The sequence below is a fragment of the Methylosinus trichosporium OB3b genome, from assembly GCF_002752655.1.
Lineage (GTDB): Bacteria > Pseudomonadota > Alphaproteobacteria > Rhizobiales > Beijerinckiaceae > Methylosinus > Methylosinus trichosporium.
Genome location: NZ_CP023737.1, coordinates 1,990,532 through 2,010,083 on the forward strand (window position 1 = coordinate 1,990,532; position 19,552 = coordinate 2,010,083).

General features: G+C 63.9%; 11 protein-coding genes. 4 read left to right on the forward strand and 7 right to left on the reverse strand.

The window, feature by feature from the left end; genetic code table 11:
* Positions 1-257: 257 nt before the first annotated feature.
* From CQW49_RS09670 to CQW49_RS24535, 6 genes are all read right to left on the reverse strand, one after another.
* Positions 258-968, reverse strand: a complete 711-nt coding sequence (locus CQW49_RS09670; protein WP_003610541.1) for a hypothetical protein — start codon at positions 966-968, stop codon at positions 258-260.
* Positions 968-1,702, reverse strand: a complete 735-nt coding sequence (locus CQW49_RS09675; RefSeq protein ID WP_003610544.1) for a hypothetical protein — start codon at positions 1,700-1,702, stop codon at positions 968-970. The genes CQW49_RS09670 and CQW49_RS09675 overlap by 1 nt, the downstream gene beginning before the upstream one ends.
* Entirely contained in the window at positions 1,699-2,508 is an 810-nt protein-coding gene (locus tag CQW49_RS09680; RefSeq protein ID WP_003610545.1) for an ABC transporter ATP-binding protein, read from the reverse strand. Before CQW49_RS09680 ends, CQW49_RS09675 begins: the two co-directional genes overlap by 4 nt.
* Before the next feature lie 31 nt (positions 2,509-2,539).
* Positions 2,540-3,544, reverse strand: a complete 1,005-nt coding sequence (locus tag CQW49_RS09685; protein WP_040566485.1) for a FecCD family ABC transporter permease — start codon at positions 3,542-3,544, stop codon at positions 2,540-2,542.
* 6 nt (positions 3,545-3,550) lie between these two features.
* A complete protein-coding gene (locus CQW49_RS09690) occupies positions 3,551-4,579 on the reverse strand; it encodes an ABC transporter substrate-binding protein (protein WP_003610547.1) in 1,029 nt (342 codons plus the stop codon).
* Between the two features lie 99 nt (positions 4,580-4,678).
* A complete protein-coding gene (locus tag CQW49_RS24535) occupies positions 4,679-5,164 on the reverse strand; it encodes a hypothetical protein (protein ID WP_024749800.1) in 486 nt (161 codons plus the stop codon).
* A gap of 469 nt (positions 5,165-5,633) precedes the next feature.
* Here CQW49_RS24535 and CQW49_RS09700 point away from each other — a divergent pair, with 469 nt between their 5' ends.
* The gene (locus tag CQW49_RS09700; protein WP_157926081.1) at positions 5,634-11,534 is read left to right on the forward strand and encodes a glycosyltransferase; all 5,901 of its coding nucleotides are present in this window, start codon (positions 5,634-5,636) and stop codon (positions 11,532-11,534) included.
* Positions 11,535-11,613: 79 nt separating this feature from the next.
* Here CQW49_RS09700 and CQW49_RS09705 read toward each other — a convergent pair whose 3' ends face one another.
* A complete protein-coding gene (locus tag CQW49_RS09705; RefSeq protein WP_155931283.1) occupies positions 11,614-13,617 on the reverse strand; it encodes a hypothetical protein in 2,004 nt (667 codons plus the stop codon).
* 369 nt (positions 13,618-13,986) lie between these two features.
* Between CQW49_RS09705 and CQW49_RS09710 the strand changes: the two genes are divergently transcribed.
* From CQW49_RS09710 to CQW49_RS09720, 3 genes are all read left to right on the forward strand, one after another.
* On the forward strand, positions 13,987-15,009 hold the full coding sequence (locus CQW49_RS09710; RefSeq protein ID WP_003610550.1) for an NAD-dependent epimerase: 1,023 nt from the start codon (positions 13,987-13,989) through the stop codon (positions 15,007-15,009).
* Between the two features lie 114 nt (positions 15,010-15,123).
* Entirely contained in the window at positions 15,124-16,779 is a 1,656-nt protein-coding gene (locus CQW49_RS09715; protein ID WP_003610551.1) for a hypothetical protein, read from the forward strand.
* Between the two features lie 700 nt (positions 16,780-17,479).
* Entirely contained in the window at positions 17,480-19,549 is a 2,070-nt protein-coding gene (locus tag CQW49_RS09720; protein WP_155931282.1) for a hypothetical protein, read from the forward strand.
* Positions 19,550-19,552: the final 3 nt, after the last annotated feature.

Consider the following 19,552-nt stretch of genomic DNA (forward strand, 5'->3'; position numbering starts at 1 on the left):
GAGATTGTCGAAAGGCTTGGTGTCAATGTAGAGGGCGAAGCCGGACTTGCCCTGCGCGGCCCTTGCCGAGTCCGCGCCATTTGTCGGCGTCGGTCCAGGAGCCGGAGACGAACGCCTTGGTCCAGGAGTCACGCCCGAGAGCGGCAGCCCCTCGACCGCGCCGATGCTGTCGCCGTGCTGGCTGAGCTCGCCGCGAATGCTCGGTCCCTTGTTGCTCCAAAGGGCAATATCAGGGCAAATAGACGCAATCTTCGGCGTCAGTCGCGATGTAATTCTGGGCGATCTTTGTTCGCGCTCACCGCCGCCCAAAGTCCGACGCCGACGCGCCGAAGCGGCAGAACCGCGCGTCGCCCGACGAGCAGCGGCTCGGACCAGCCGTGCATCACGCGATCATTCGGCCCCGGCGCTTCCGCATCGGTCTCCAGCGACACGAGCGCGACGCCGAGCGCACTCAGCTCGCGGACCTGCATGACGCAGGCGGCTTCGCGCAGGCCGGCGAAGCCGACCCAGCGTCCCGACCATCCGCGCGTCGTGAGTCCGACGGCGGCTGCGGCGCCGACGAGTCCGCGGCGCGAGCCGAAGCCGGCGATGCGACGATGGGCGAGGATGGCGGCTGTTTCGTCCGCGCCGATTTCACGCCGGCTCGCCTCGCGGCCGAAGCCGATGAGATCGCCCGCGTCGTCGCAGGCGAGAACGACGCCTGGCGCGCTCGACGGAGCGGCCCGCGCTTCGACGCCGGCGACGACGCGCTCGAACAGGCGATCGAGCGCGTCCCTCTCGCAATCGAGGACGAGACAGGAGGCCTGATTGTTCGTCGTTGCGCTCACGCCGCCATGGAGACGATGTTCGACGCAGCCGATGAATTGCGCCGCATCCGCGAGCGACGCGCCCAATTCGCACGCCAGCAGCGAGGTGCTCGAATCCGATATCGCGTCGTCGGTGTCGTCGATCCCGATGAGAACGCGCATCAGTCCGCGACCTCCGCATCGCGCGGCCGCTTGCCGATAGCGACGAGACGCCCGTTCACCCTCTCGACCGGCGCGACCGCGCGACCGTTCCACAGACGCGGCGACAGCCAGCCGCCGGTGCTGACGAGCGCGTCGGGAGCGAGCGCGCACGCCTCGCGATCGATCGCGACGGACTCTATGCCGGCTTCGGCGAGCGCCGCGACGGAGATCGGATCTGCGAGACGCCGCAACCGGCCATATTCGAGGAAGCGGCCCGACCAGCCATAGGCGGTGAGGCCGACCGCCGCCAATGCGCCGATGATTCCGTCATTGGTTCCGCCGAGGCCGAGAAGGCGCACGCCTGCCCGCGCCGCGACCGCCCGCGCGCGCTCCTGCGTCTCGATCTCATAGGTGCAGGACAGGCCGAATTCGACGATCTCGGAGAGGTCATCCGTCTCCCGCGCGACGCAGAGGCCGGGGTCCGAGCCGTCGCTCGCGAGCTCCGCTATATGGGCGACGGCGCGCGCGACCAGCTCGGGAACCAGGGCCTCGTCCGCGACCTCCACCACGGCGCAGGCCGGACTATTGTGCGAGGTGAAAGGAATGCGCGGATCGATGAGCAATTGATGGCGAAGCGCTCCCCAGAGCCGCGCGCCATCCGGGAGCTTGCGCTCGAACATGCGCACCAGCCGTCCCGTGCCGATCTTCGCGCCGACGACGTCGGTGTCGTCGAAGCCGAGATAGATTTTCGTCATAGCGGGTCCCTCCGCCGCTCGACGATCGGCGCGAGGCGCCGCGCGCCGAACGGATCGTCGAACATTTCGACCTCGACGCCGTAGATGCGCCGCATGCGCTCCGGCGTCACCGTCTCGTGGGGCGCGCCGTCGGCCTGTATGAGGCCGTCTTGAAGTATGGCGACGCGCGTCGCGACCTGCATCGCGTGCTCGGGATGATGCGTGCTGACGAGCACGCCGTGACCGTCGGCGACGAGATCGGACAAATGCCGCATGAGGCGGATCTGATAGCCGTAATCGAGACCCGTCGCCGGCTCGTCCATGACGAGAAGCCGCGCGCCTTGCGCCAGCGCGCGGGCGATCAGCGTGAGCTGACGCTCGCCGCCGGAGATTTCCGTATAGGGCCGGTCGATCAGCCGCTCGATGCCGAGGCGTGCGACGACCGTTTCGACGATGCGGCGGTCCTCGGCGTCCGGCGCGCGCACGAGGCCGGTCTGCGGCAGGCGCCCGAGCGTGACGACCTCCCGCACGCTATAGGGAAAAGGCGTGATATGGCCTTGCGGCACATAAGCGATGCGCTTGGCGATGTCACGCTGCGAGAGCGTCGAAAGCGGCGCTCCGTCGAGCCGCACCTCGCCGCGCCGTGGCGCGAGAAAGCCCAGCAACAGGCGAAACAAAGTGCTCTTTCCGGAGCCATTGGCGCCGAGCAGAGCGACGATCTCGCCCGTGCCGAAGCCGAGCGTGACGCCGCCGAGCACGCTGCGTGCGCCACGCGAGAAATGCAGATCGACGCCGTCTATACGCGCGACCGAGTGAGGCGGCCTCATGATCGGCTCTCGGGTTGCGGAAGACGGCGCTTCACAGCCATGCCCTCCGCGCGCGTCCGAGCACGAGCACGAAGGCCGGAACGCCGAGCAGCTCGGTGACGACGCCGATCGGGATCTCCGCATGGGCGATGTTGCGCGCGACGCAATCCGCCACGATGAGGAAGATCGCCCCGAGCATCGCGCTCGCCGGCAGGAGCCGGCTGTTGGTCGGTCCGATGGCGAGGCGCGCCACATGCGGCACGACGAGCCCGACCCAGCCGATCATCCCGGCCAGCGACACGCAGAGGGACGAGGCCAGCGTCGCAGCGGCGATCACGCCATAGCGCGTCGCCTCGACCGGCACGCCGAGCGAGCGCGCCTCGTCGTCGCCCATCGAGAGCGCGTCGAGCGCGCGGCCCGCGAGCGTCATCGCCGCGACCGCCGCGAGGATTGGTCCGGCCGCGCTCTCGACATGGCGAAGCTCGACGCCGCCGAGGCTGCCCATCAGCCAATAGACGATCGCCGGCAGCTGCTCGTAAGGGTCGGCGACATATTTGACGATCGACAGAGCCGAGGTAAACAGGGCCCCGGAGATCATGCCGCCGAGCACCAGCGTCACCATCGACGCCGAGCCGAACAGATTGGCGATGACGACGCCGACGCCCACCGCGACGATCCCCATGAGAAAGGCTGAGGCCTGCACCACGAGCAGATTGCCGGAGACGAGAATGCCGAGCGCCGCGCCGAATCCGGCGCCGCCGAGAACGCCGAGAATCCCGGGCGAGACGAGCGGATTGCGAAACACCGCCTGAAACGAAGCGCCCGAGGTCGCGAGCGCCGCCCCGATGAGGCCGGCCGCCAGCACGCGCGGCAGTCGGATCTCGACGATGAGATTATGCAAGAGGTCGAGACGTTCGGGGGCGAGCTCCGCGAGGCCGACGCGCGCGCAAAAGAAGGTGACGACATCCGTCGGCGCCAGAGGATAGCGGCCGACCGACAGAGCGATGAGAACGACGGCGACGAGCGCGATCGGGAGAAGGAGGAGGCGGGTCGAAATGGCCGCTCACTCCAAGATCCGCGCGACATCCGCGTCGCTCGGGTCGACGCCGAGAAACAGGCGATAGAAGGACTTCGTCTCCGCGACGAGATCGAGCGGATAGCGCTTCGGATAGAACAGATTGGCGAGCCATTGCACGCCGAGCGCGCGCATGTAGCTGGGCGGCCGATCGATCCAATTGAAGGGCGCGTGCGGGACGAAGACGATGCGCCCTTGCTTCACCGCCTCGACATTGCGCCATTGCGAATTGGTCTTGGCGATGTCGCCGAAGCCCTTGTTCTGGGCGACGATGATCTGCGGCCGCAGCGCGACGATCTGCTCGAGGCCGATTCTGTCCTGGCCGAAATGAGTCGATTGCGTGCAATGATAGACATTGTCGCCGGCGGCGAGCGCGATCGCCTCGGCGTGGAATCCTTTGTCGCAATCGGTGGCGAGGCCGTCCGCGGTTTCGGCGTAATAGACCCTTATGCGCTGCTCCGGCGGAATGCTCGCGGTCGCCGCGCGCACGCGCGCCAGCGCATCGTCGATGTAGCGTGCGAGTTCGCTCGCCTTCTGCTCGCGCCCGAGGATCTCGCCGAGAAAGACGAAGGCTTTCGAATAGTCGTCGAGCGTTTCGAGCTTCAGAAAGACGACCGGCGCGCCGATCCGGGCGAAGCTGCGCTCGGCCTTGTCGATCTCCATGAAATGTCCGAGCCAGGCGATGACGAGGTCGGGACGTCGGCTCGCCACCTCCTCGAGATTGAGCTCGCGGCCCATGCCGGCCTGACTGCCGATCACGGGCAGCTCAGCGGCCTCGTTGCGCAGGAGTGGCCTCTCGTCCCCGCGGAACGGCACATTGAGGCCGATGAGCAGTTCCGGCGCCAAAGCGTAGAGCGTGAGGGTCACGGGCGGCGCCGCACCGTAAATGCGTGCAGGATGGGCCGGAATGACGAGTTTTCGTCCCGCCATGTCGACGATCTCCCGCGTCTCTGCGGCGAGCGCCCGACTGCAAGCCAGCGCGAGCGCGAACAGAAGGCAGGCAAATCGAAAGGTCATGACTCGAGGCTCCAACCTATGCCGGACTGCTCGGTCCCGGCGACAGGCGATGATATTCTATATAGCCATACTACATAACGAAACGACGCCCGCACAAGCCTAACTCTCGGCCGAAAAAAGAAATCGCCGCCGACCTCCCTCAAAAAGGAAGCGGCCAGACTCGCGAAGCAGGAGGGCGCTTCGCTGAATCAATGGATCGCGACGGCCGTCGCCCAGAAAATCGGCGTTGTCGAGACGACGGCCGACTTCCTGAAGCGGCGCGCTGGAAATGCGAACGGCTCCGGTTTGTCGGAGATCCTTCGCAGCGCGCCCGGCCGCGCGCCGGATCCCGGCGATGAATTGCCCCCGATTCGGTTTCGACGCGAAGATCAGGGTGCGGACGCGCAGATCGATATGCTGAAGGCGTCCGAATGCGTCGAGCTTTTCCGCGAGCGCTTGTCGCGCGCCAAGGCCGTAGTGGCGAGACTCGATCGTCTCGCCCTCCTCCGTCAAAACCCCCCTCGCCTTTTCAGTCAGGACGCAGAGATAGCCGCCGGCGCCCTCGATCTCATCGCCGCGTTGCAGGATCGCGGCGATGACGATCACAATACGATTCGACCGGTCCGGATATCATTCGTCGAGCTCGGTCGGCGGCGAGGCCACAAAACGGAGCAATCACCGATTTCGTTTTGCGCCCCTTTGTCCGATCAGGGGGCGGCGTCGAGTCGACTCACCTGCTGGAGGCCGATCGAGCAATTTCCACTGCGACCAGCGGCCGCCCAGACTCGAGGCCGCTTCTTTTCAAGATCGAAAAGCCGGTCGAATGGGTTGACTCTGATAGCATTTTTTTGCGTGATGAAATTTGATCAGGGGAAGCTCGACGAGCTTGCAGTTCGACTCTTGTGCAAGATCTGGTAGTTTGGCGAGAACAACAAGGCAGAGAGGGCGTCGTGAAAGAAGCGGGTTCGCATTCCTTGGTGGTCGAGTCGCCAGTTTTTGGTTTCGTGATAGAATAGAAAAAAATACAATCTCGCTCAGCCCGCTCGGAAATCAAAGTAACGAAAAGCGGGGGTCTGTGCTGACTCCTGTATCTCGAGATCGCAAATCCTATTTCAGGATATTGTGGCAACTGCCCGATTTTCAGGCGATTCTTGCTTCGATCTCGCCCGAGACAACGGCCTGGCTAGAGCTGAACGTCTCGAGCTGGGAGCCGGCGAGCCAGCCTCCGGCTTGGATCGGCCTCGTCTCCACCATCGCGGGAAGCGCGAAATACAATCTCGTCACGCGTATCTGGCAGGCGTCGTCCACATCGCCGGAGCTCGCGGGGCCATTCCGTTTCGGCGTCGCGGGCGGTGTGACGGGAGACAGCTTCGCTCTCTGCGCGCATGTCGAAACGCTCGACGCTCCTTTGCTGATCTCTCACCCACGGCTGCGAAAGCTCGAAGAGACCACGCGAATCGTGACCCCTCCGGCGCTTGTCGGCGATCGGCTCTCCTCCGAGGCGGCCGGCAAGCTCGACGAAGCGAGCCCCGACGCCATCGACGGCGAGTCTCTGGCGAGGGAAGCCGCTGCGCGGGCTCATGATCCCGATCACTTCGATTTCAGCGACATTCGCGTTTCTGCAGACGGAACCATCTCTCATCGTCGGGTCGAGTTCTTCTGCGACGCCGCGCTTCGCGATTTGCGACGCCGGCGGCAAACGCGCGAGGCGGAGCCGGCGACGTCGAAGGGCCGGCGCATCTCAACCTGTTGCGGACCTCCGACGCGCGTCCGAGCTGGAGGCTCGTCGAGCCGCAGTCGAAAACGGGTTCTCGGCGTCAATTTCCGCCCGCAATGGTCGATCGAGGGAGAGGACACATTTTATATTCGCGTCATCGACGCCGAGAGCGAGGAGCCTTCCGTCACGGCGCGGTTCTTCGATCCGGCGACCGGCCGTCACGTGCCGATCGAGCCGATGCGGAACTATGTGTTCTCCTTGCTGATGTCGGCGCATCGATGCGCCGGCGAGGTGCAGATCTCCATCCTCGACAAATTCGGCGGCATCTCGAGTTTTCACACGAAATCCGTGGATCGCCAGATGAAAGGCGGAACGGACCGCGCGTTCTATTCGGAGCTGCGCATTCCGTTCGTGACGCCCGCGGACGCATGCTGGCTTTCGATCAGCGTCGTGAAATCCCGACGCGATCCCACGATCGTCTCGGCTACGATCGACAGTTTTCTGTTCTTCGCCGACCCCGTTCTGACGCACGAAGAGCGCGAGCAGCTTCCCGCGAGAGTCTCCCTGGCCATGTTGACGAGCCTGCGCCAGAACGCGGGTTATTCGGCGAAGCAATTCGAGATTGCCGGCGCGGCGCCCGAGGGCGCCTTCGATCTCTTGCTCGCCGAGCCGCGAGCGCTGACGATCGCAAAGGGGCTCATGCGGCCGCGGACGCTTCCCGTGACCGTCGCCAGCCTGAGCCTCTTCGATTCGCTCGTCCAGGCAGCAGGAACCCTCGACGGCGCCGTGGAGGCGCCTTCGCTGATCGCATTCGTCGATGGTCGCGAAAGCTGCAAATTGGAGGTTCAGCTCACAGATAAAACGTTCTTTGCGCGCGGCAAGTTGAAGCCGCGCCATCGCGACGGTCGTCGCCATCTGCTGGATGTGCGCTGCGAGACCTCTCGAGAGGTGCTGGCGGCGCGGCGCGTGAGCATCGATCTTCCCGAGGACGGAGGCGTCTGGGGAAAGCAAGCGGCCGACGCCGAGGCCGCGGCGCGTCGAACCGCCAGCGAGCTGGAGTTGCTGCGCGGCCAGGCGCAGGACGCCAAGAGGGCGCTCGGGGCCGCCAGCGGCCTTCACGAGCGAATCGCGCAGCTCGCGCCGATCGTCAACGCGCTCGCCGCCGACTTCGGCTTGATGGAGCGGGCGGGATTGTCGACGAGAGCGGCGGACGTCCGATCGTCGGCGAAAAAGCGTTCCGGCGCGAGTCCGGAAGAGGCCTTGCTGGTCGCCTCGCCGCTCTTCGACGAGGCGTGGTACGCGAAAATGTATATGTCCCGGGACAAATCGGGCTTGTCTCCGGCCGCGCATTATCTCGAGAGGGGAGTGGCCGAGCGCCTGTTCCCTCACCCCTTGTTCGACGCCGAATGGTATCGCGAGCGATATATGTCGACAAAGAGCGCAGAGCCGCCATTCGTGCATTTCTTGCGCGAAGGCGTGAAGCGCGAATATGTCGCGCATCCGCTGTTCGATCCGGCTTGGTTCGCCCGGCGCTATCAGCGCAAGGGCCTCGTCGACTGCATGATCTTCTTCCAGAAATTCGCCTTCGAATGCGGCCTCGACCCGCACCCGCTGTTCGACAGCAAATGGTACGGCGAAACCTATCCCAAGACCTTTCGCGAGGGACGGATCGGCGTTCACGATTATATGGAGACCGGCGCGCAGCGCGGGCGTTGGCCGAATCCGCTGTTCGATCCGGCCTATTATGTGCGGACCTACAAGGAGCAGATCGAGCCCGGGACCAATCCTCTGGCGCATTTCATCGAGCAGGGCAGCGACGATGGCTTGAACCCCAATCCGTTGTTTTCCTCTGCTTGGTACCGAGCCGTCAATCCCGGCGTGGCGGCCGAGAATTGGATACCCCTCGCGCATTATCTGCATGTGGGCGGCAAGCTCGGTCTCGACCCGAATCTTTCCTTCAGCACCAAATCCTATCTCGCCGAGAATCCCGATCTCGATCTCGCGAAGGAGAGCGCGCTGGCGCATGCATTGCGCAAACGCTCCGGCCGAGGCGAATCCACGCTTTCGACAGAGACGAGGCCGCAGTGGAAAAAGGCGCCGCTCGCCTCCTCCGAGCGCCAGAGCCGGCGGGACGTTGCGCTGCCGAGCGTCAATTGGGTCATCGGCCCGCCGGACAATATTCAATGGGCCTATGGCAACAACGCCAAGCGCTTCATCGAGAACATGCCCCGATGGAGTCATGCCGTCAGCGGCTCCGCCGCAGCCGATATCGTGCTCTATTTCGATGTGATCGTCGCCGAGCGCTTCGCCGTTCCCGGACATCGCAAGATCATCCGCATCGGCGGCGCCCGGCCGATCGATCGTCTCTATGGCGATGATCCCGAGCGCCTGCGAAAGGGCCTCGCGCCCTTCGAGGCGGTGATCGCGCTCAGTCCTTCCCTGCTGCGTCGCGTGTCGGAAGTCCACCCCAATGCGGTTCTGATCCCCAACGGGCTCGATCTCGACCTCTGGAAGCCGGCGGCGCGCGAAGCGGATCGCCCCTTCACGGCGGGCGTCGCGGCGAGCGCGAAGTCGAACGCCGAACGAGACGTGAAAGGCATCGACATCGCTATCGCCGCGGCGGAACGAGCCGGCGTCGCGCTGCTGCGCACGCACAAGGGCCCCGATCAGATCCCGCATGATCGCATGATCGAGGATTTCTACTCGAAGATCGACGTGCTGCTGCATCCTGTCGCGCCGGGGCGAGAGGGGTCGTCGAACGTCATCATGGAAGCGCTCGCCATGGGAGTTCCGGTCATCACGACCGCCTCGGCGGGCTTCCACGGCGAGCTTCTCCAGGACGGCGTCGACGCCTTCATCCGATCGAGGGACGTCGCCGAGATCGCAGAGGCCATCCTCGCTCTGCGCGATCATGCCGATCTCGCGGAGCGGGTCCGCGACAATGCGCGGCGCTTCGCGCTCGAGCATCACGACATCGGCAAGATCGCAGAGCGTTACGAGGCCGTGTTCCGCGACGCGCTGGTCCGCGGCGGAGCGCAGCCCTCTCCGCGCGTCGGCTTCTTTCCTTTCTGGAAGCCGACGCCCGCTTTCGCTTCCTCTCGCTTGCGCAGCGACTTTCCGGCCGCTTTGCTCGAGCAGGCGCCGACCCCGCTCGCCATTTCCAGCGAAGGCTCGACCGATGTCGATGTCGCGCTGGTGGTGCAGTCGGCCGAGGACCCGCTCTACGCCGCTTTGTCCGAGAATCCGCGAATATTCGTGGTCTACGACGTATGCGACCGCTATTTCGAGAATCCGAAAGTGTTCAAGACGCCGTCCGGCGAGGTCAATTCGCTGGAACGTTTCAACGAGCTGATCGCCCGCGCCAATGTCGTCATCGCGCCCACCGTCGAGCTGAAAGCCGAGCTCGCCCGGCGCTTCCCTCGCAAGCCCGTCTATCTCGTTCCGGAGATGATCGACTATAGCCGCGGCTTCCGGGACGCTTCGCCCGTCGAGCCGAAGCGCGTGATCTGGTTCGGCTCTCCGCAGCGCGGAAACTTCGATTCGGCGCGCTGGCTCCTCGACTCCCTGACGACGCGGCTGGGCTATGAGCCTCGGATCGTGTCGCGCAAGAGCTATTTCTCGCGCATGCCCGAACATGCGCCGCATGTCGTCGACTGGTCCATCGACACATTTCTCGGAGAGCTCCAGGCCGCCTCGATCTGCGTCGTCTCACATGCGGAAGAGGAGAAGACCAAGAGTCCGAACCGTTTCATCACCGCCGTGGCGCATGGCGTGCCCACTGTCGTGTCGAGCTCGAGGCCGTCGGCGCAGCTTCTGCGTCGGGCCGGCTGCGAATGGGCGATCGTCTCCAATGAGGAAGAGCTCGATGTGGCGGCGCGCCGTCTGGAAAATCCCGACGAGCGTCGACAATATCTCCAGAAGGTGCAGGCGGCCATCGAGGCCGAGCATGGAAACGCCGCCGTTCGCGGAGCCTATCTGCAGCTGTTCCTGAACCGGGTCCACGACACAGGCCGCGCCGAGCGCCGCCGGGTCGCTTATGTGACGCACAATCTCAACTACGGCGAGGGCGCTCCCAAAAGCCTATTCGAGCTGGCCGTCGGCCTGCGTGACCACGCGAATATCGAGCCTTTCGTCTATTGCGCGGCGCCGGGCGACCTCGCAAGCTCCTACGCCGAAGCGGAGGTCGCTCTGCACACATTCACCGACGAGGCCCGGCCGCCCATGCGGGTGCTGAATCAGAGCTTCGAGGCCGTGCGCCGCGACTTCATATCCTTTCTGCGCGACAACCAGATCGACTATGTCGTGGCGAACACCATCAAATCCGCGCCATTCGTCACTTTCGCGGATGAAGAGGACATCCCCGCGTCGATCATCATTCGCGAAAGCTTCGAAAAAGCCAATCGCTTCAACTATTATCTGCCGCCTGTGCAAGAGGCCGCGGAGCGCGCGTTGCTGTGCGCCCGCAGCGTCGTCTTCGTCTCGGCGAACACGATGCGATATTGGGCGGACCAACCCATGACGCCGGACATTCGGTTGATCAAAAACGGCGTCAATGTCGCTCCGTTCGAGGCCGCGCTCGCTCTCGACAAGGCCGAGGCTCGGCAGCGTCTCGGCATCGAGGCCGACCTCCTCGCCGTCTGCGTCGGCACGATCAATGAACGCAAGGGGCAGCTCGAGCTCGCGAGATGGTATCAAACATTGCCGAGCCATATCCGTGAACGCTTGACGATCATGTTCGTCGGCGCGACGGAAGGCGGCGGCCTGGACCGCTTCCGAGCCGAATATGACGCTCTGCCGCCTGAAATAAGAAAGAAGCTGCTCATCGTTTCGACGACGCCCGACATCGGTCTCTATTATCGCGCGAGCGATCTCTTCCTGATGAACTCGTCGCAGGAGAGTTATCCACGTTCGACCATGGAAGCCTTGCTGTTCGGCTTGCCCGTCATATCGACGCCCGTCTTCGGCGTTCTCGAGCAGGTGGTCAACGGCGAGAACGGCATGATCTTTCCTTTCGAGGACATGATCGCATGGCGACAGGCCATCGAACGTCTGGTCGCCGATCCGAGGCTCCTCGCCGAAATGTCGGAGAACGCCGCGTCTTCGTTCTGGAAGCTGACGACATATGCGGAGATGCTCAACGACTATCGTTCAGTGGTCGCGCCTCTGGTCCCGTCGGCCGCGGATGCGGCGCCAGCGTCGAGCGATGCGGTCGAAGCGGATGCGGTCGTCGAGCCTGTCGAGATGGCGCCGGTCTCGTGACGAGATGAGCGCTCTCCGCACGGGCGCGCGCTCACCCGCCGCATGGTTCGGGTGAGCGAAACACAGAAGACCGCACGGATCATGACGCGTCGGCGCGCCCCAGCCTTTCCAAGGCGCGCCAACGCATCCTCGCCTCGTGCTGAAGCTTCTTCAAATCGAGCGCGGGCGCGCGTAGCCAACCATAGACCTCGCGGGTGACCGCTAGGATCGGCTCTCTTTCGTCCGGCTTGTTATGGCGCAGCTCGCCGATGACCGAGCTTTCGACGATATCTGTCACCGCGGCCGGCGAGACGCCGAATGCGCGCGCGATCTCCGCGATCTGCTCTCGCGGCGACGAAAACCACCTTTCGTAATGAACGACCGCAGCAATCTGTGGCCCGAGATGTCGTAGAGCATTCAGATAATGCTCGACCCACAACAGCTCGCCCATTTCCAGAGGCAGACTATTGCGCGCGTGAAGGGAGGCCGCGACCGCGCGCGGATCACGCACGGCGAGCACCCAGAGCGGCGATATATCGAGCTCGGCGAGCAATCGAAGCCATATGGGCAGCAAAGACGCCGAGCGGGGGTCCTTGAACGCCCATCTCCCGCCATTGTCGCGAAGCTGCGCGGCGACGGTCGCTTTCAAGCGCCCTATGGTCGCATTCGCTTCCGCGCCGAGAGAACCAGCGTCCAGAGCCTCGCGCACGCTCCATGAACTGTCCCAGCTCGCGCCGAGCTCAGCGAGCAGCGTCTCATGCAGGCGATTGATTTCGGCGTGCTCATAATAGCCGTCTTGATTGTACAATCCCGCGTGCAGCAATGGTCCGCCGAGTGAAAACCCCAATCGGCCGACGATTTTGGCGCAGAGCGACGTTCCGCCCCGATGCATGCCGAGGACAATGGCGACACGTTTGTCCGCGCCGTCTTCCGTCGCCGTCAGCTTCCAATCCGCGTTCCGCAGCGCGTCGATCGAGCGCGCCGCTTTCGCTCGATTCTCAGTCAAGCTCAGGATCTCGGTCGAGTCCCGCAGCAACCAGCGCGACCGTGAAAACCGTCGCGACGCGTCCTCGAGCAGCCTCTGCGCCTCGCTCAGACGATTGCGGTTGCGCAAACAGCTCACGGCGAGCTGATAGCCGGTCTCCTCGGCGGGAAACCGGGCGCGCAGCTCCGCCGCTATGCTCAGCGCCGCGTCGACATCCCCGCGCGCCCTGGCGTTGGACGCCAGCAGAGACAGTGGCCAGGAGTCGTTCGCGAATTGGGAGAGGGCCGCGCCGGCGATCAGATCCGCCTCGTCGAGCTTGCGCAAGGCGCGCGCGGCCGCGACGCCGATGCGATAGCCGACGTCCTTTTTCGGAAAACGAGTCCGCAGTTCGGAGGCGAGCTTGCGCGTTCGTTCCCAATCGCCGCTCGCATGCGCGATCCATGCCCGCTCGATCGCTATCCACCGCGGCTCGGAAAATCGCACGGCAGCCGCGTCGAGTATGGACTCCGCCTCGTCCAAGAGAAGCAGCGACCGAGCGATTTTCGATCCGATTTCATAGCCGCCGCGGTCTTCGGGAAAACGGCTGCGCAGCTCGGCCGCCAGCCGCAATGTCTCTTCCGCATTTCCGCGCGCTTGCGCGTTGCTCGTCCGCTCGAGCAGCGGCCAGGCTCGATCCGGGAACCGACTGGCCGCCTCTGCAGCGATCGCGTCGGCCTCCTCGAATCGCCGCAGCGATCGCGCCGCCGAAAGCTCGACCCGGTAAGCTTTGCCCTGGTCGGGAAATTGCGCTCGCGCGTCGCGAGCCAATTGCATCGCGGTGACGAAATCGCCGACGGCCTGGGTGATCGCGGCCCTTTCGATCAACAGCCAAGGCTGGCCCGAAAATCGTTCCTCGGCCTCGGCCAAGACCGCCATCGCCTCATCGAAGCGTCTCAATTCACGCAGGGCGACCGCGCCGATCTCATATCCGGCGCGCGATGCGACGAAGCATCGTCTCAGCTCGGCGGCGGCTTGGGCGGCGGCGGACCAGTCTTTGCCTCTGGCGGTCTTTGCGCGCTTGACGAGTTCCGCTTCTAAACCCGGGGCGCCCATATCCGTTCCGCTGTCGCGGGCGGGCATGAACGCCGCTTCATGCGCGCTTCAACACCCGCGGTCCACTGCGGCCGCATTTGCAGAACGCAGCCCGATGCTTGTCACGATTACAGATTTCCCCGACTCCCCGCAAGCCTGCCGAATGCTCCGGAGAGTCGGACGGGTCGGGTCGTCGGCCCCCGGCGCCGCGATTTCACCGACGCCGACGCCGACGCCGACGGCGCGTCTCTATCTCTCGAGGTGTTTGGTCATGAGGGGGCACCTGATATAATTCTCCGCACCGAGGCCGTCCGTCGTGACGCGCTGCTCGACCGCAAGACTCGACCGAGACATTCGACCGAGCGCGCATGCGGATATGACCGGGCCCCGAGGCGCGGTCGGCGACGGAGAGGGCGGATGAAAGTTCTGGTGACGGGAGTGGCCGGCTTCATAGGATTCCATTGCGCAGCATTTCTGCTGGAACGGGGCGACGAGGTCGTCGGGATCGACAATATCAACGACTATTATGACACGTCGCTCAAGCTCTCTCGCCTCGAGCTGCTGACGCCCTACCCGAACTTCCGCTTTCTGAAACTCGATTTTGCCGACCGCGCGGCTATAAAGGAGCTGTTCGCGACGAACCGATTCGATCGCGTCTGCCATCTCGGCGCTCAAGCGGGCGTGCGCTACTCGCTGGAGAATCCCGCCGCTTACGTCGACTCCAATCTGGTGGGCTTCGGCAATATTCTCGAGGGATGCCGCCATGGCGAGGTCCCGCATCTCACCTATGCGTCATCCAGCTCGGTGTATGGCGCGAATACGAGGACGCCGTTCAGCGTCCGGCAGTCGGTCGACCATCCGGTGAGCCTCTATGCGGCGACGAAAAAGGCCAATGAGCTGATGGCGCACAGCTACAGCCATCTCTATCGTCTGCCGACGACGGGCCTCCGCTTCTTCACCGTTTACGGCCCCTGGGGGCGCCCGGACATGTCGCCGCTGATCTTCACGCGCAAGATCATCGCCGGCGAGCCCATCGACGTCTTCAACAATGGCGATCATGCGCGCGACTTCACCTATATCGACGACATCGTCGAGGGCGTGATTCGGACTGTCGACAAGATCGCCGAGCCCGATCCGGAATGGTCGAGCGACGATCCGGATCCGTCCTCCTCCTCGGCTCCCTGGCGGGTTTACAATATCGGCAATTCTCGGCCGGTGGAGCTGCTCGACTTCATCGGAGAGATCGAGAAGGCGGTCGGACGCTCCGCGATCAAGGTCATGCGGCCCAAGCAGCCGGGCGACGTCGACCGCACCTGCGCCGATGTCTCGGCGCTCGAGGCCGCGGTGGGCTTTCAGCCGGCGACGCCGATCGACGTCGGGATCGGCAAGACCGTCGCCTGGTTCAAAAAATACTATGACATCCGCCCTGGCGCTGAATGACTTTCACGCACGACAGAGGCGCCCGCATGATCGAACAAAGCGTCCTCGTCGCCAAACTCGACCCGATCCAGCAAGCTGGACCGAAAGCAGGGCGCAGGGCGGAGGCCGGTGAACATGGGCAATGAGACGCGGCGCAGCAGCGCGACGAGCCGCCGCATGATTCTCGCGAGCGCAGCGGTCGCCTTGGCGAGCAGCTGCGCCCGGTCGCTCGCGGCTCCGGCGGATCGCACGATCAATATCATTCGCGCCGAATTGACCCCTTATCAATTCGGCGCGAGAGGCGACGGCTCCGACGACACCGCCGCGTTCGGCCGCGCCGTCCTGGAAGCCGCGCGACTCGAGCGGCCGCTCATGATTCCGCGCGGCGACTTCGTCCTCACGCCTCCGGCCGCGTCGAGCTGGCAGTTTCGCAACATCCCCGAGCGAACCACGCATATCTGCGTTCCGCTCGTCTCGGGCCTGACGGTCGTCGGGCGCGGCGGCCGCATCATGACGCGCGCGCCAGCGACGCCGCTCGGCCCTCTCGCTCGGATATTCCTGTTCGGAACCGGTTTGAATCTCTCGCCCGGCGCCTTGCGGGACATTCTGTTCGACGAGGTCGAATTCGATTTCGCCGACGAGTTCAGCCCCATTCACAGCTTCACATTCGCCTTCGGCCTCACGGGAGTCGACAATTTCGAGCAGAGAAATCTGAAGCTGCATTCCAGCGGAAAACGCGCCGGCCGCGGCCTCTTCCTCCTGAACGGCCGGGACCGCCGACAAATCGGCTGCCGCCATAAGAACATGATCCAAGGCCATTATGTCCACTATGAATGGGGGCCCATCATTCGCGACGTGAGCTTCGAGCATTTGACCGAATGCATGGATTGGGATGGCCCCGCCTGGAAGGTCGACGCAAAAGGGCTGAGGTTCAAGAATCTCGTCCATGAGGCGCAATGCATCGATTCCGCCGGCGGGTCCGACTGGGTCATCAGCGACGTGACCGCGGAGAACACGGGAAGCGTCTTCTTCCTCTATCACAAGCTCGAAGCCTATCCGACCTTCGCGGAATGGTTTCAAAGTCCCGAGGGCTCCTTCACCAACAGATGCGTGCCAATGGAGCGAATCCTGGTCCGCAATGTGCGCGGACGCGCGGCCGGGCGGGACTACGCGCTCAAGGCCGCCGAGACGTTTCGCGTCGGGCCCAATCGCTTCAAGAAATATCCGAAAGAGATCGTCGGCGTCGCCCCGCCCAAGGACATAACGATCGAGGACGTCGAGATCGACGGCGGTTTTGCCGCCGGGGTGAACGAATGCCGCAATCTGCAGATGCGACGGGTTCGATTGCGCAATATGGACGCGCATGACGACGCCGAGCGCGGCGCGGCTTTGTATCTGCATCAAGCGACGACGACCGCGCAGACGCTGAGAGAGAGCGAATTATCCGGCGTCGTCAGCGATGTCGAGATCACGAACAGCCGCGGCATGGGGCTTCTGGTCGACACGCCGTCCGATCTCACGCTTCGGAACTTGCGCATCGACGGCTATAATTTGAACGACGGCGCGCATACGCGCAAAGGGCTCGAGATTCGGGGGCTCGGCCGCAAGAGCGGCCTCGTCGAGCTCGCGGACGTCCATGTCGGCGGGGGCGCCGGCGCAGGGCTCACGGATATTTCGGTGCGCGGAGCGGCGGGCGTGGTGCGCGAGCGGCTGAGGATGCGCGGCTCCGTGACAGGCGACACGGCGGGCGCGCAGCCGCTCGATCTCTCGGAGGAAGGATCAGCGGAGTAATAATCGAGAAGGGTCAGGAGCTGGATGGCGGAACGGACCTCAGAGGAAACTTCATATTTTTGGCGTTAAATCAAGGATAAGATCTAGTGTCGAGGCCCATGCTCGGAACCGAGCCCAAAGAAGACGCAGCCCAGGGCGGAACCCGCATCTGCTCCGCCGAACACGACGCCTCCACTCTCCAGCGACGCAGATGACACGCCGGCGACCGACAAGGTAGAAGTGGCTCATTCAGGCGCGGCGGACCCGTGAGCTTTCAGGGAGACGCAGGCTATATCGGCTCGTTCGTGATAGCCGAAGACGCCATCGGGAAAGGTCAAGGGAGACTTGGATGTTGATAGTTGGGCCGGCCTCGATCTCGGCGAAGCACATTACGATGGAGATCGGTGGACCGGCCTCGGAAATCGCATGCTTCGAGCTGCAGGTCGTCGGCGGCAAGCCGAAACGTCGTCTTTCGATCGAGGCGGTTGCGAACGAAGCACTCGAGAACGGGCGGATCCGTTTGATTTTCAATACGCCGGAGCTTCGTCCCCTACGCGCGGTCAAGCCGGTTCTGAAAACCCCGGAGGGCGGTTTTCAGGATATTGCGGTCCCGAAAAATTTCGATCTGGACAATCTTCTTCCCATTTCATTGAACGATCTGCGCAAGATCGTCTTTCACCGCGCTTCGCGAACGTCCAGACCCGAAACGCTGACGTTCATAATGGATCAAGTTTATCGATCGCCGGAGAACGGCAAATTCGAGCGCATCGAAGCCGCCAAGATACTCGCCTATCAAGCGCTCGAAAATATCGAGGTCGACGCTTTCTCGATCGCGGGCGCGCGCATCGACAAGGCGCTCGGCTGGGTGCCGGAACTTCCGGATGAATATGGCGTCGCCAAGACGAGCCGATACCAGTCCCGCATTTCCCTGCTCTATGTCCGCTACTTGCTCGATCTTTTCCAGGACAACGCGGCGGCGGTGGACAAAGACCTGCGGCTGATCTTCGAGTCGGCGGGCTTCGTGAAAGAATGCCCGATCGCCGCCTATAATCTCACTCTCGCTTTGCTGTCGGCCGGCCTTATCGCGTCCGGGCGCGGCGATGTGGCAGGCGCTCAGACGGCTTGGAGCAAGGTCATCGAGCTGTTCCGCGCTGCCGCCGCGTCGATGCCATCGATCAAGCCCGCGACCTTCACCGAGCTGACGGTGGCTCTCGACGCCGCCAAACAGGCGTCATGGGCGCTCGAGGAATTGCGCATACGCCGGTCCATCGAGAAGAACGGATTGACTCCGGAGAAGCTCGCTCGCGAGTTCAGCCGACTGCGCAACGGCAACGCCTGCAGCTTCATGGCGCAGCGCCTTCGCTCCGTCATCGCACAAGGCGCGGCGCCGGCTGCGCCTCCGCCGAAGAAAGCCGTCCTCACTCCCGCGCCGCGCATGACCGCCCAGACGTCAATGGATCTTTTCGACAAAGGCTCGTCATCGATGCGTGTGGCGCGATCGAGCATGGTGGATGAACGAACCGAGATTTTCGACGGTGCGGGCATTCGTGTCGTCGCCGTCCCCCGCAACAGCCCAGGTCTTCTCGTCGTGTCGTTCACAGGGCGCGACCATGCTCCGCCCGCCGAGATCGGCGCCGGCGAAGGCTTTCTGACGAAGAACGACGTCGATGCAGTTCATGTCATCAGCAAACAAAATCACTGGTGGAACACGCCCGATTGGTCGGAGGCCCTGAAGGCGATCGCCGCCTACGCCGTCACGCGCGGCGGACCGGAGATCGTGACCTACGGGTCGAGCATGGGCGGCCACGGCGCGCTCGTGGCTTCGAAACCGCTCGGCGCCGCGCGTGTTGTGGCCTATGCGCCGCAATTCTCGGTCGATCCCAAGCTCGTTCCTTGGGAAAAGCGCTGGCTGTCCGACGTGAAGTCCATCAAATTCATGGGCGCGCCCTTCGCGGATTCGGTCGCGGCGACGGACTGCATCTTTATTTTCTCCGATCCGTTCTTCGAAGCCGATCAGCGTCATGTCATGGAGATTTCGCGGCATGCGCCGATTCGGCATTTGCGGGTAGCGTTCGCCGACCATGACGTGTCGCGCGTTCTCAGCGATTGCGGCCTCCTCAGCAAAATCACTCTTCAGGCGCTTCGTGGCGAGCTGAGCGTCTCCGAGTTCCTGCGCAGCTATCGAGCGCATCGTGGCCGAACCGCGCTGGTTTATGGCGGCGTTTCCCGCCTGCTTCATCAACGCAAGCATATCGACCCCGCCCTCGCCTTCGGTCGTCGTGCTTTCGAGATGCTGGTGGCGGACAAATCGGGAAAAGCCAACGCCGAACGCGACCGGCTGGTCACCGGCTATCTCGAGCTTCTGGTCGACCAAAAGCGAGCCGAGGACGCGCTATCGGTCTCGGAGCAATGGAGAGACAGGCGATCCGGGCGGCATTTCGTTTTCCGGCGTCTCGAAGCGCAGGCGCTGGCTCAGTCGGGCCAGACGCAAGCCGCATGCGACGAGATCGAGCGCGCCATGGCCGAGCGGCCCTCCGAACGCACGACCCATACGATCGCAGCGGAAATCTTCCAGAAGTCGGATGACGCGCACCGGACTCTGGAGTTTTTTCAACGCCATGAAGGGGACCTGTCTCGTTACCCCGCGAGCATCATCGCCTTTGTGCGATTGCTGCAGAATTACGGCCATATGGCAGTGGCGGAGCAACTGCTGATGAAAGGCGCGGCAAGCTCCCCGAAGGACGAAAAAGCCATGAAGAGCGCGCGCAAGCTGTTCGGCGCCGAAACCTGAAGC

Bases quoted from the DNA above. Each gene is read 5' to 3' on its own strand.
- CQW49_RS09705 (WP_155931283.1), bottom strand. From the start codon at position 13,617: ATGCCCGCCCGCGACAGCGGAACGGATATGGGCGCCCCGGGTTTAGAA.
- CQW49_RS09720 (WP_155931282.1), top strand. From the start codon at position 17,480: ATGGATCAAGTTTATCGATCGCCGGAGAACGGCAAATTCGAGCGCATC.
- CQW49_RS09690 (WP_003610547.1), bottom strand. From the start codon at position 4,579: ATGACCTTTCGATTTGCCTGCCTTCTGTTCGCGCTCGCGCTGGCTTGC.
- CQW49_RS09675 (WP_003610544.1), bottom strand. From the start codon at position 1,702: ATGACGAAAATCTATCTCGGCTTCGACGACACCGACGTCGTCGGCGCG.
- CQW49_RS09710 (WP_003610550.1), top strand. From the start codon at position 13,987: ATGAAAGTTCTGGTGACGGGAGTGGCCGGCTTCATAGGATTCCATTGC.
- CQW49_RS09680 (WP_003610545.1), bottom strand. From the start codon at position 2,508: ATGAGGCCGCCTCACTCGGTCGCGCGTATAGACGGCGTCGATCTGCAT.
- CQW49_RS09670 (WP_003610541.1), bottom strand. From the start codon at position 968: ATGCGCGTTCTCATCGGGATCGACGACACCGACGACGCGATATCGGAT.
- CQW49_RS09715 (WP_003610551.1), top strand. From the start codon at position 15,124: ATGGGCAATGAGACGCGGCGCAGCAGCGCGACGAGCCGCCGCATGATT.